Source organism: Rhizobium sp. C104 (assembly GCF_022354505.1).
Lineage (GTDB): Bacteria > Pseudomonadota > Alphaproteobacteria > Rhizobiales > Rhizobiaceae > Rhizobium > Rhizobium redzepovicii.
Genome location: NZ_CP092348.1, coordinates 3,791,585 through 3,805,488, shown reverse-complemented (window position 1 = coordinate 3,805,488; position 13,904 = coordinate 3,791,585). Strand labels below are relative to the sequence as shown.

Annotated in this window: 3 protein-coding genes and 2 pseudogenes; 2 read left to right on the top strand and 3 right to left on the bottom strand. The window is 61.8% G+C overall.

All coding sequences use genetic code 11. From position 1 onward, the window contains the following. Window positions 1-57: 57 nt before the first annotated feature. A complete protein-coding gene (locus MF410_RS19895; protein ID WP_097625148.1) occupies window positions 58-813 on the bottom strand; it encodes a LuxR family transcriptional regulator in 756 nt (251 codons plus the stop codon). Between the two features lie 322 nt (window positions 814-1,135). Here MF410_RS19895 and MF410_RS19890 point away from each other — a divergent pair. Both MF410_RS19890 and MF410_RS19885 read left to right on the top strand, forming a co-directional pair. Then, window positions 1,136-2,900, top strand: a pseudogene (locus MF410_RS19890) (glucan ABC transporter ATP-binding protein/ permease). Between the two features lie 428 nt (window positions 2,901-3,328). Beyond that, window positions 3,329-3,682 carry a VOC family protein gene (locus MF410_RS19885; RefSeq protein WP_097625027.1) on the top strand — a complete coding sequence of 118 codons (354 nt, stop codon included), beginning with the start codon at window positions 3,329-3,331 and terminating at the stop codon, window positions 3,680-3,682. 51 nt (window positions 3,683-3,733) lie between these two features. On the opposite strand, the gene opgC is transcribed toward MF410_RS19885, so the two are convergent. Then, on the bottom strand, window positions 3,734-4,972 hold the full coding sequence (opgC, locus tag MF410_RS19880) for an OpgC domain-containing protein (RefSeq protein WP_097625028.1): 1,239 nt from the start codon (window positions 4,970-4,972) through the stop codon (window positions 3,734-3,736). Window positions 4,973-5,072: 100 nt separating this feature from the next. Further along, window positions 5,073-13,591 (bottom strand): annotated as a pseudogene (locus MF410_RS19875) (glucoamylase family protein). Between the last annotated feature and the right edge of the window lie 313 nt (window positions 13,592-13,904).

The window sequence follows — 13,904 nt, the reverse complement described above, 5'->3', positions numbered from 1 at the left end:
TCCTGATCGAAATCAAAGAGGTAGTATGAAAATCGCTTATATTGTCAGCAGGCTGCTTTAGCTTATCAGCCGGTGACGAAAGGCAAGCGCCACCGCCTGTTGCCGGTTTTTCGCCTTCAGCTTGTTCTGCAAGCCGTTCATATACCAGTCCACGGTGTGGTTTGAGATCTTCAGCACCTTGCCGATTTCCATCGAGGTCATGCCTTCGGCGAGATAATGCAGGATCTCCATTTCACGTCGCGTCAGCGGCGTGTCGGCCGGCAGCACGGATTCCAGCGCCTGCGCCTCGTCCTTCAGTTCGAGCAATCGCCAGAAGCTCTTGCGCGCCACCGCTTCAAACAAGGCGATCTCCACCGGCGACAGCTCGACAGGTTTGCCGGCGAGACTGAGGCTGCCGAGAATGCCGTTCCGTCCGTGGACCGGAAAGATATAACCGTCTTCCAGTCCGTGACCGAAAGCATCGACCATCATCTGCTCCATGCGGCGCCGCTGCGCATCCTTGCCGAAGGCTGCCAAACTTTCCCGCCAGCGGAAAGGCCGCTGGGCATGGGCGAGATAGCGCACCATCGGATCGATCATGACATATTTTTTCGCGGAATAGATTTGCGGCCATTGTTCCGGCCAGCGATCGGCAAGCGCCGCCGCCCGAGGTTCCGGATTCCGCTGCACAGGATTTTGCGGCAAATAGCGCAGCAGGCCGTAATATTCGAAGCCGCTATCGTCGATCACCCGTTCGAGCTCGGTCACCACAGCCCGAGAGTTCGGCGATTCTTCCAGAACTATAAGCAATTGAATTAACAAATTAATATTCACAAAATGCCCCTTGCCCGGACGTGACGCCCGCATCCGAGGCCGTCGGCGGCTTTCAAATGGGTCGCGAAACGGTCGTCTCAAAAAATGCAGTCTCTAATTTAATGCTGCGCTAAAAATTTATTAAAATGCAAGCGCAAATTGTTGCGGGGATATAGCCGAGTAACAATTTCAGCGCCATAGCCTATCTCGTCGCATCCTGCGATAGTACGATGGGGTGAATCGTCGCCTGGATTGAACCCTGAATACTCCGTTAATCGCCGGTTCAGGTAGCCTTTTGTAGCATGGCATCATCCCGTTTTCGCAGATGCACAAGAGGTTCGACGTGACGCTATTCAAGGTCTATGCAAGAGCTCTGCGCTATCTTGGCGCCTACAAGCTGCGCGTATCCCTGGTCGTGGTGGCAAACATCGTTCTGGCAACGATTACCATCGCGGAGCCGATCCTGTTCGGTCGCATTATCGATGCGATTTCCGGCAAGGGTGAGGTCAAGCCCATCCTTTTCATGTGGGCGACTTTCGCCGTCTTCAACACCGTCGCCTTTGTCCTGGTCGCCCGCGAGGCCGACCGGCTGGCCCATGGCCGGCGGGCGACGCTGCTGACGGAAGCCTTCGGCCGGATCATTTCCATGCCGCTCGGCTGGCACCATCAGCGCGGTACCTCCAACGCGCTGCATACATTGCTGCGCGCCTGCGAGACGTTGTTCGGCCTCTGGCTGGAATTCATGCGCAACCACCTGTCGACGGTCATCGCGCTTGCCCTTCTGATCCCGACCGCAATGTCGATGGACCTGCGCCTTTCCGCGGTGCTCATGGTGCTCGCCGTCGCCTACTGGCTGATCGGCCGCGTCGTCATGAGCCGCACCAAGGACGGTCAGGCTTCGGTCGAAAACCACTATCACACGGTCTTCTCGCATGTCAGCGACTCGATCAGCAACGTTTCGGTCCTGCACAGCTACAACCGCATCGAGGCTGAAACCCGGGCGCTGAAATCCTTTGCCGACCGCCTGCTCGAAGCCCAGTATCCGGTGCTCGACTGGTGGGCGATCGCCAGCGCGCTGAACCGCATGGCCTCGACAATTGCGATGATGGTGGTCCTGATCATCGGCACCATGCTCGTCCAGGCCGGCCAGCTGCGCGTCGGCGACGTCATCGCCTTCATCGGCTTTGCCAACCTGCTGATCGGCCGCCTCGACCTGATGCGCCAGTTCGCCACGCAGATTTTCGAAGCCCGTTCCAAGCTCGAGGAATTCTATGTGCTCGAAGAACTCGGTGCGTGAACGCGAAGAACCGGCCGGCAATGGCGAGATCAAGGACGTCAAGGGTGCGATCGAATTCCGCGACGTCTCCTTCGGCTTCGGCAATAGCTCGCAGGGCCTGCACAATGTCTCCTTCTCGGTGAAGGCAGGCCAGACGGTTGCGATCGTCGGCCCGACCGGCGCCGGCAAGACGACGCTCGTCAATCTGCTGCAGCGCGTCTACGACGCCCAGGGCGGCCAGATCCTCGTCGACGGCACCGACATCACCAAGGTGACTCGCAAGTCGCTGCGTCGCCACATCGCTACCGTTTTCCAGGACGCAGGCCTGCTGAACCGCTCGATCAGCGAGAATATCCGCCTCGGCCGCGAAGGTGCGAGCGAAGAGGAAATGCGCCGTGCGGCCGAAGCCGCCGCCGCCGCCGACTTTATCGAGACCCGTGAGGATCGCTACGATACGCATGTCGGTGAACGCGGCAACAAGCTCTCCGGCGGCGAGCGCCAACGCATCGCGATTGCCCGCGCCATCCTCAAGGACGCGCCGATCCTGGTGCTCGACGAGGCGACCTCGGCGCTCGACGTCGAGACCGAAAACCGCGTCAAGGTCGCGATCGACAATCTGCGTGAGAATCGCACCACCTTCATCATCGCCCACCGCCTGTCGACGGTCCGCGAAGCCGATATGGTGCTCTTCCTGGATGACGGCCGCGTCGTCGAACAGGGCAGCTTCGATGAACTAAGCCACAGCAACGGCCGCTTCGCCGCCCTGCTGCGCGCCAGCGGCATCCTGACGGACGAAGAAGTCCGCAAGGCCCACGCAACCGAAGCCGCCTGATCGGTTCGGTTTTCAAGACAAAGGCCGGAAGGGTAGCTCCCTTCCGGCCTTTTTTGTTGGGCTGGGTTAGGCGCGCCTTCATATGCCACGCTTTAGGACTTTGCTTTCTCCCACTGCTGATATGGACAATAATGCATTGGCAGTTTGCCGTGTGGCTATCCCTCTGCCCTGCCGGGCATCTCCCCACAAGGCGGGAGATTGGCCAGTGGTTGACCCTCAATCCCTCTCTACTGCGGTGCGGAACATCAGTTGGTCATTGCTTGGGGAAACCATCGCGCCCAGCCGATCTCCCTCCTTGTGGGGAGATGCCCGGCAGGGCAGAGGGGGCCTACACTCCGCCGCGTCGCCATTCTAAGCCAAACCCCGATTGACCACCCTGCCGATCTTCCTACCTTCCGCCTTGTCAGCAAGCATCGGAAGGAAAGCCCATGAAGGTCTTGCGCATCGTCGCTAATATCCAGACACCCGACATCACGCCGGCCCGGCGCTTCTATCAGGATATCCTCGGTCTTGACGTCGTCATGGATCACGGCTGGATCACGACCTTCGGCGCCGCGAGACCGATGAACGTTCAGCTGAGCATCGCTACCGAGGGCGGTTCCGGAACGCCGGTGCCCGATCTATCGATCGAAGTTGATGAGCTCGATGCCGTGTTCGAGGCGATGTCGGCTGCCGGTTTTGCGATCGAGTATGGGCCGGCCGACGAACCTTGGGGCGTCAGGCGCTTTTATGTACGCGATCCCTTGGGCAAGCTGGTGAACATTCTCGTCCATAAAAATTGAGCCGGCGGCCATCGGCCACCGGCTCCTTCATCTGGCAGCCGCATCCGAGACCTATTTCCGTTCGTTGCGGCGATAGGCGTTGGCCGTTCCGCCGATACGGACGGGCACCGGGATGCTGGCGGGCTCGGTGACGAGTTTCCCCTTGACCTTGCCCTGCTGGCGCTTGCGTTCGAGATAATAGGCATAGGCGAATTGCGTCGCGACGCCCGCGATCACGAACAGCGGGCCGACCAGCGGGTCCTTGTTGGTGATATAGAGCACCACCTGGCCGATCATGGCGAGGATCGTGCCGGCGACGAAAATGTTGAGCGAATGGCGGCCGAGGATGGTCAGCGGATGATCCGCAGGGCGGCGCAGAATGCGTGAGAGCGCCGGAATGTTGATGACGAGATAGGTCAGCGCCAGCACATGCAGCAGCCGCGGCAGCGACAGGAAGGTCTTGTCGAAACCGGTGATGACAGGCGGCAGGCCAAGGGCTGCCAGCGAATTGCCGAAGGCCCAGAGATGGCCGGTCACCCAGACGAAGGATAGGGCGACGTAGCCGGCAGCGGCCGCAAACAGCAGCGGATGCCGCGGGATCGTGCCGCCCCGCTTGATATGCAGCATCGAAACGATGCCGATCGTAAACAGGAACTGCCAGGAAAGCGGATTGAGGAACCAATAGCTCTCGATCAGCATGTTGTGCGGCGCCACCTGATAAATGCCCGCAAGCAGCCAGACCGTGCCGGAAACGCCGAGCGCCAGCAACGGGCTGCGCGCATTCAAGAGCAGGATGATCGGCACCATCAGCATCAAGGCGCCGTACATCGGCAGGATATTGTTGTAGCCGATCTGATGGCCGAGCAGCAGCAGCGCCGGAATACCCTCCTTCAGGTTCATCAGCACCGCCAGAATGTTGATTTCGACCAGCAGGCCCGGCCGGTGAAACAGCCATGCGCCGCAGATGAACAGCGCCAGTGTCATGAAGGTGGTAATCATATGCGCGAGATAGAGCGTAAAGGCACGTTTTGCCGCCTTGACCGCCATCTTCAGCCGGTTGCCCGGCCGGAACCCGGAACCATAGGCAAGGCCGACGGCTATGCCCGAGATCAGCACGAAGGCCTCGGCAGCATCCGAGAAGCCGAAATTCTTCGTCGTCACATATTCGAAGATCTGTCCGGGAACATGATTGATGAAGATCATGATCAGCGCCACGCCGCGCAAGACATCGAGCCTGGTGTCACGCATCGGCGCAGTTGCGGATAGGGAACTGCGCCCGGTGACAATGGCTTCGGTCGGCGTGCTAGCCATGGGTTTCTCCTTATTATCCGATTTGCAAACGCGACGACGGCCAAAAGGGTTCCGTTTTGGCCGTCGCGAATCGCCGTGTTTTTCAGCGTGGAGAACGCTGTTATCCGAGCGGATATCCCTCTTCGGGATCGGTGACTTCGCAGCCGTTGATAGACAGAGTGTAGCCGCTGTCATTGGACGCTTTTGAGACCGAAATGCGGTATTTGTCGCCGCCCTGTTCCACCTCTGCCGCAAAACCGTCCCATTCCGACGGGAGCGACGGCCGCACGTAGAGCCGGTCGCCCTTCAGCCGGATGCCGAGGATGCCCTCGACGGCGGCGCGGTAGAGCCAGCCGGCAGAGCCGGTATACCAGGTCCAGCCGCCGCGCGATGTATAGGGCTCATGACCATAAACGTCGGCCGCCACGACATAGGGTTCGACGCGGTATTGCTCCGCCGAAGCCTTGTCGAGCGCATGGGTGATCGGGTTGAGGATCTGGAAGCAGCGCAACGCGTCGTCGCCCCGCTTCAGTTCCGCCAGCGCCATCACCACCCAGGTAGCGGCATGGGTATATTGCCCGCCATTTTCGCGCACACCCGGCGGGTAGGCCTTGATATAGCCGGGATCCCTGGCGGAGTTGACGAAAGGCGGCGTGAACAGCCGGATGATGCGGGCATCCTCGTCGACCAGCTGGTCGAGCACGGCATCCATCGCCTTTACGGCGCGGGCCGGATCCCCCTCTCCCGACAGCACGCTCCATGACTGCGCAATCGAATCGATCCGGCATTCCGGGCTTTCCCTGGAGCCGAGCAGCGCGCCGTCGTCGAACGTGCCGCGGCGATAGTAGCCGCCGTCCCAGGCCGCGGTTTCGAGCGCCTTCTTCAGCTCGGTCAGATGCGCCGACCAGCGCTCTGTGCGGGCCGTGTCGCCGCGTTCTTCGGCATAGGGAATGAAGGAGCGCAAGGCGCCTGCCAGGAACCAGCCGAGCCAGACGCTGGTGCCGCGCCCGCCGATGCCGACGCGGTTCATGCCGTCGTTCCAGTCGCCGCCAAGGAACAGCGGCAGGCTGTTTGCTCCCTTGCGGGCGATGGCGAGATCGAGCGCCAGCGCCGCGTGCTCGTAGACGCTCGCCTTATCCTCGGAAATCTCCGGCCGGTAGAAGGAGTCGTGCTGGCCTTCGAGCAGAGCCGGTCCCTCCAGGAAGGCGATCTCCTCGTCGAGCACGCTCTTATCGCCGGTAACGGTGCAATAATGATGGATCGCGTAAGCGAGCCAGACGACATCGTCCGAAATCAATGTGCGCACGCCGGCACCCGTTCCCGGCAGCCACCAATGCTGCACGTCGCCTTCGCGGAATTGGCGCGAAGCGGCATTCAGGATCTGCCCGCGGGCAAGCGAGGGTTCGTGCAGCACGAAGGCCAGCGTGTCCTGCAGCTGATCGCGGAAGCCGAAGGCGCCGCTTGCCTGGTAGAAGGCGGTGCGGGCCATGATCCGGCAGCCGAGGCTCTGATAGGGCAGCCAGGTGTTGACGAGATTGTTCATCCCGCGATCCGGCGTCGATATCTGCAGCCTGCCGGTAAAATCCCGCCAGAAGGCCCGGTTCGTCTCGACGGCATCGTCGAACGAAACTTTGCGGATATCGGCGATGATGCTGCGCGCTTCGTCCTCCGTCGGGGTATCGCCAAGGAAGAAAGTAAAGTCGCGCTCCTCGCCGGCGGCAAGCTGGACGTCGATCGCAAGGGCTGCGGCCGGATCGCCGTCGAGGTCGGCCGTGCCGGAAAGCGAGGCGGCGGAGATCACGGCCTGCGGCGCTTGGATCGTTCCCGCCTTGCCGACGAATTCGCGACGGCTTGCCGAGAAGCTCGAAAGCGCCTCGCTCGCCGCGAAGAAGGCGGTGCGGTTGGAATAATCGATGCTGTAGGGATTGCTGGCAAACAGCGCCCCGTCTCCTCGTCGTGTTTCGACAGGATGAAGGGCGCGGTGCGTGCCGCATTGCTGCCGAGGATCCACTCGACGTAACCGTAGAGACGCAGCCTGCGGCTGGTCGAACCGGTGTTGCGCAGGCGCAGGCGCTGCAGTTTCACCGGCCTTTCGCGGTCGATCGTCTGCGTCAGCTCCAGCGCGATATCGTGCTGAACGCTGGAGAAAACGGAATAGCCGAGCCCGTGGCGGGCTTCGAAACGGATGTCCGGCCGGCGGGAAAGTGCTGCGAACGGTGTCATGACCGCACCGCTGTCGAGATCGGCGAGATAGAACGCCTCGCCCGACCGGTTGATCACCGCATCGTTCGACCAGGAGGTCAGCTGATAGTCGCGCGAATTGGCGCTCCAGGTGAAGCCCGCGCCCTCGGCCGAGACGTGGAAGCCGAACCTGTCATTGGAGATAACATTGATCCAGGGCTGCGGCGTCGCGTGGCCTCCGGGCAGGCGAACGATATATTCGCGTCCGTCACGGGCAAAGCCGCCGATGCCGTTCCAGAAGTCGAGATCGCCCTCTTCCTCGATGACGACGGCGGGCACGGCGGGTGGCGGCACCGGCGCGACGCGCTTGACCGGGACCTTGTTGCGCTCGGCCCGTTCCATCTCCTGCAGCTCCTCCTTGGAGGGGGCAAACAGGGCGACGGCGCGGTTGATCTGGTCGACCACCTTGCCGTTCTTCGTATGCAGCGTGACGCGGGAAGCCGCGATCAGCGCGTGATAGGTGCTCTCCTCCATCAGGTCCTTGCGAACCGCAAAGATATGTTGGCGCAAGCCGTCGGCTTGGCCCATTCGGCGCACGTTTTCGCACATGGCGTCGAGCGCATGCTGCATGTCCTGCGCATAGGAAGAGGCGCGTTCGTTCATGATGACGAGATCGGCGGTGACGCCGCGCGAGCGCAGATATTCCTGCGCCAGCAGCGCCTCGCGGGCGATTTCGAGATCCATGTCGTCGTTGATGCGCAGCGTGAAGATCGGGAAGTCGCCGGAGATCGCCAGCGGCCACAGCGCCGATTGCGACTGCAGGCCGGCCTCGACGGTCGCTTCATCCTTGCGCAGCTGCATGTCGGGATAGACGAGGTAGCGGCCGAGATGCTGGAAGGCCGCCGCCTGCTGCGAGGTGACGCCGACGTGACGCATCTGCACCTGCGTGCGCGTCCAGGCCTGGACCAGTTCGTGGGTGAAGGCGTCGGGATGACGGTAGCGATTGACCGCCTTGTCCACTTCGTCGCGGCTCGGCGCTGCGATCGTCCAGAAGATGACACTGACTTTCTTGCCGGCCGGCACGCGGACGGTGCGGCGCAGCGACATCACCGCATCGAGCATGAAGCCGTCGCTGCCGGAAAGCGTCGCCCCCGGATCGAAGGCCGCCGCATTGGCAAGACTGCGGCCGCGGCCGATAAACTTGCGGCGGTCGGTCTCGAATTCCGTATGGCGGGTGTCGCCGGCATTGTCGACGATCAGATGGGCGATGCTGATGTTCGGCTCGTTCGGATCGCGCTTGTTGCGTTCGGCGCGGATGACGTCGCCGCGCTTGCCGATCTCGGTCTTGACGAACATGCGGGCGAACGCCGGATGCGCATTGTCGGTATCGTCGGAGGTGATCACCGGTTCGAGATAGGAGGTGACTTCGATGAAACGGTCTTCCGTACCCATGTTGAGCAGGGTGACGCGGCGGGCCTCGGCATCATGCTCGGTCGCGATGATGCATTCCACCTCGCTCGTCAGGTCGCCGACCGTCTTGGTGAACTGCGCCTTCTCGTCGGCGAATTCGACCTTGATCGCTTCGCCTTCGACACCCTTCGGCTCCGATGTCGTCGACCACCATTCGTTCGTGGCGGTATCGCGCAGGAAGATGAAGCTGCCCCAGCGGTCTTCGGTCGGATCGGCTTTCCAACGGGAAACGGAAAGGCCGTTCCAGCGGGAATAACCGGCGCCTGTCGCCGTCAACATCAGCGAATAATGGCCGTTCGACAGGAATACGAGTTCGCGGTCGCGTGACGCCGGATCGCTGATCTTCCTGATCTCCGGCCGCAGCAGATCCTCCTGGATGCTGGCCGGTGTGTCGGATTCATGCTTGCCGCTCATCACCGGAATGTCGCGCGGCGCCTTTTCCTGCAGCAGAAGCTCCGCCGCCTCGATGACCGGATCGGCGTGGAAGAGTTCGCGCAGATGGCCGTTGAAGGCGACGTTGGCGACGGCTGCGATCGACATGCCGTGATGGTGGGCATAATAATTATAGACCACGGCGCATTTCTTGCCTTCCGGCACGCGCGTCGGCGTAAAGTCGACGGCATCGTGGAAGCCGAATTTGCCGAGCGCACCGACCTTGCGCAGCCTCTGCAGATTTTCGAGCGCGCCCGGCGGGTCGTACTGGCTGGCGAGCAGCGAGGCGTAGGGCGCTATGACGGCATTGTGGCCGAGGCCACGCTTCAGGCCGAGTGTCGGGACGCCGAAATTCGTGTACTGATAGTTGAGGTTATGGTCGCGGGCATTGAAGGCCGCTTCCGAAATGCCCCACGGAATGCCGAGCTTGCGGGCGTAATTCATCTGTTCGACGACGACCAGATTGTTGGTCTGGTTGAGAATGCCTCCGCCGCGCTCCTGCATGACGAGCGGCGGCATCAGATATTCGAACATCGAGCCGGACCAGGAGACCAGCGCGCCGCGCGACCCCACAGGCACGACCTGGCGGCCGAGACGGTACCAGTGCTCCGTCGGCAGATCGCCCTTGGCGATGCCGAACAGGCTGGTCAGGCGGCATTCCGAGGCGAGAAGGTCGTAGCAAGCCTGGTCGAGTTCACCGCTTTCGACGCGGTAGCCGATCGACAACAGGCGCCGCTCCGGCCGGAACAGGAAGCCGAAATCCATTGAGAAAGCCAGATCGCGGGCCTTGTCGCGCAACGCCACCAAGCGCGGCCTCAACGCATCGACCTTGGAAAGGTCGAAAGTGCTGTCTGAAATATGCGCCTCGCAGACCTTCACCAGGGATGCCGCCCATTGGGTGACCTCTTCGCTCTGTTTCGACTTGACCTCATGGTCGAGATTGGCGGCGAGCTTCTCGATATCGCGGGCGAGAACGGCGAGGTTGATGATGCGGATCGAGGCGAATTCATGCTCGCGCTTGACGGCGGCAAGCGCGTTCTGGAAACCGACGATGCGCTCTTCCAGGCGCCGGCGCAGCGGCCGCACGGTCTTGCGGTCATCCGGCAGGTCCGCCAGCACTTCGCCGAGAATGCCGGCCGTGTCGCCGACGCCGTCGAGATTGCCCTGCATATGGGCGGAGGGCGCCTCGGCCCAGTTGCGGCAGGCCGACGAAATGGCGATCAGATGACCGGCGAGATTGCCGCTGTCGACGGCCGAGACATAACGCGGCCCGAGCGTCTGCAGCGTATCGGTGTGATACCAGTTGAACAGATGGCCGCGGAATTTCTCCATTCTGTCGATCGTCGAAATCGTCTGCTCCAGCCGATCGAGCGTCTCCTCGAAGGAGAACCAACCGAATTGCCGGCCGGAGACGACGGAGAGCAAATAGACGCCGATATTGGTTGGCGAGGTGCGCGCCGCGACGATCACATGCGGCGTTTCCTGGATATTGTCAGGCGGCAGATAGTTCTGCTCGGCGGTGGTGAAGGTCTCGAAATAACGCCAGGTGCGCCGGGCGATCTTGCGCAGTTCGCTCGACACCGAATCGGCGACCTCGAGCCGGTCCTCGGTCTCCGCCGACTGGCTGACATACCAGGCGACAACAGGCGACAGGATCCACAACAGCGCGAAGGGTATGCCGACGACGAAGGCGTTGTCGCCGGGCAGGGCGGCAAAACCAAGGGCCAGCAGCGCCAGCACCGGCGCATGCCACATCGCCTTGTAGTAGGAAATCAGCGTCCCCTGGCCGCCGGCCTGAACGCTGGCGGCGGTCCGCCATTGCAGCATCAGCTTGCGGCTGACGAACAGACGGTAGAGCGACCGGCCGATCGCATCGGCCATCATGGCGGCGGAATCGGCGATGAAGACGATCCGCAGAGCAACCTGGGCATTGGCGGCCGTGATATCGGACCAGACGGTATAGAGATGGGCGCGGGCGACGATATCGCTGGTGCGCGGAATGATACCGTTGATCAGCGACAGCGTCGGCGCGACGAAGAGGCAGAAGATCAGCAGAATCTGCCAGATAAGCGCGCCGAGCGGGCCCATAAAATACCAGCCGAGCACGGAGGCGAAGAACCAGGCGATCGGCGTCAGCGAGCGGCGCAGATTGTCGAACATCTTCCAGCGGCCGAGTGCTGTGACGCCGTATTTCGGATTGAACATATAAGGCAGCAGCTGCCAGTCGCCGCGCGCCCAGCGATGCTGGCGCGAGGTTTCGACCTCGTATCGGATCGGGAAATCCTCCACCAGTTCGAGATCGGTGACCAGCGCGCAGCGCGCCATCGAGCCTTCGAGAAGATCGTGGCTGAGCACGGAGTTTTCGTCGATCCGGCCCTTCAGCGAGGCTTCGAAGGCATCGACATGATAGAGGCCCTTGCCGGTGAAGGTGCCTTCGCCGGCGAGATCCTGATAGACGTCGGACACGGTGAAGACGTAAGGGTCGAGGCCGCGATTGATCGAAAAGACGCGCTGGAAGACCGACGCGTCCTTGCCCGTCGTCAGCGACGGGGTCACGCGCGGCTGCAGCACGCCGTAGCCGCTTTCGACACGGCCGGTTTTCGGGTTGATGACCGGGCGGTTGATCGGATGATAGAGCTTGCCGACGAGCTTGGTGACGGCATCGCGCATCAGGCGCGTATCGGCATCGAGCGTCATGACATATTGCACATTGGCCGGCACGGTGTTGGCGCCCGGCAGATAGGTCGTGTCGCGGTCGCCGCGCAGCAGCATGTTCAGCTCGTGCAGCTTGCCGCGTTTACGTTCCCAGCCCATCCACACACCTTCGGACGGATTGTACAGGCGGCGGCGATGCAGCAGATAGAAACGCGTCTTGCCATCATAGGCATAACGGGCGGAAAGATTGGCGATCTCGCGCCTGGCATAATCGAGAACCTCGAGATCGGCGGGCGTTTCCTCAGCCTCGCTGTCCGGCCAATCGCTGAGCAGCGCGAAATAGAGTTCGCCGCGCGGATTGGCGAGATAATGCACTTCGAGATTGCGCACGTGATCGTCAACGCTGTCGCGGTTCGAGATCAGGCAGGGAACGACGAGCAGTGTGCGGGCATCCTCCGGAATGCCTTCCTTGAACTCGTAGCCGACAAGGCGCGCGGGCGTCACGAAGAAGGAAAGCACGGTGTTGAAGAGGCCCGTCGCCCCCTCCGACGCGGGCAGTGAGAACATGATCAGCAGCAGGGCGATTTCGATCGGCCCCATGCCGGCATTGGCCATGAATCGGCCGACGACCGCCATGGCGATGATCGTCAAAAGCATGACGGGCACGGCAATTGCCAGCCAGTTGAACCGGCGCACCGCGCGCACGAAATGTTGGGTGACTGTCGGGCGATAGTTCGCCCGCGCCTCGAGCTTCGGCCGCTGGGCGCCGGACAGGAATCCGCCGACATTCGGTTCATGCGGCTGCGGCTCGTCGGAGGCCTTGGCGGCATCCGTCATGTCGAGCGCCAGCTGGGCAATTTCCATTTCCGTCAGCGGCGAGCGTTTGGCCAGCTTTTCGATCTGCTTGCGGTATTTATTGCGCGAGCCGGAATCGAGAATGCCGTAATCAGAATGCTCCCAGAGCAACTTGTCGACATGGCTGACCTGCTCGACCCAGACCGACCATTCGGCATCGTCGATCTCGCGAAGGCTGCGGATGATGTTGCCCATCGTCACGTTGCCGGAAGAGAGACGGCTGTGTTCGGCCGTCGTCGCCTCTTCGGTGTTGCGGCCAAGCTCTTCCAGCCGCTCGTCGAGCCAGGTGATCGCAAGGCTCGACGTCTGCGAGCCGTCACGCATGCGATAGAGGAACTGCGTCGAGAAGGTATTGTCCTCGGCAAGCGGTTCCAGCGTCTTCAGATAGGCGGCCGCCGCGGCCGGATCGGTCAGGCGCACCAATTCGTCGGCCGCCTCGTTGGCGCGGCGGCGCAGGCGGCGGCTGGCTTCGACACGGCTGGAAATGCGGCGAAGATTTTCCACGAGCACGTAACGCACAAGCGAAGGCAACGCCCACAGTTCGCCGATCCTCAGCGTCTCGCTGGCCTGAAAACCGTCGACCAGCGCCGTCAGGCTTTCCTGCGAGATCGTGCTGTGGGTGTGAGCGACATAGAGCCAGGCCAGCACGAGGGTGCGCGGCACCTCGACACCGCCAACCACCATAGTCGGCAATTCGCGATAGAAGCGGCGGGGGAAGTCGCGCCGCACCTCCTGGATCGCCTCTTCGACGATATAATGATTGTCCAGCAGCCATTCCGCCGCAGGTGTGATCGTCTCTCCTGCCTCTACGTCGGTCGCCGTAGTCCGGTAGACGCGCAGAATTTCCTTCTCGTTTTCCTTGTGACGCGCGAAGAAGTCGAAGGGAGCGAAAGCCGGCAGCCGGTCGACGCCGCCGCGGGCGACCGTATTGCCGATCGCCTTGATGTCCTCGATGGCAAGATAGGTCGAGCGGATCGAATCATTGTGATCGATCTGCTTCGTCTCGGGTTCGCGCGGAAGGCTCGGAGAAAGATTTGAAATAGACATGGGTTCGGTTCTGGATCCAAACGAAGTTATGGCTGTTTTGCTCAGCCTTTTGCACTGCTTATCATGACTGCTACATGAACGGAGCCCGTTTCTTCGAAGATCGATGAAGCCGGGATAAATGACGCTTGGGCCAAGCGATGCGAACGGGTTAAGCCCCGGTCCAGGGCGCGGCCCGACGGGTGATCAAGACCATCGATACCCTCTCCGCGAAAGCCATGTCGAAAATTGGACACTATCGGGATAATTCAAGTCAAGAGGCATGAGCGGCGCGCCCGGCGCGCTTGGGACGTGCATGAACGACACAATGCCCGCC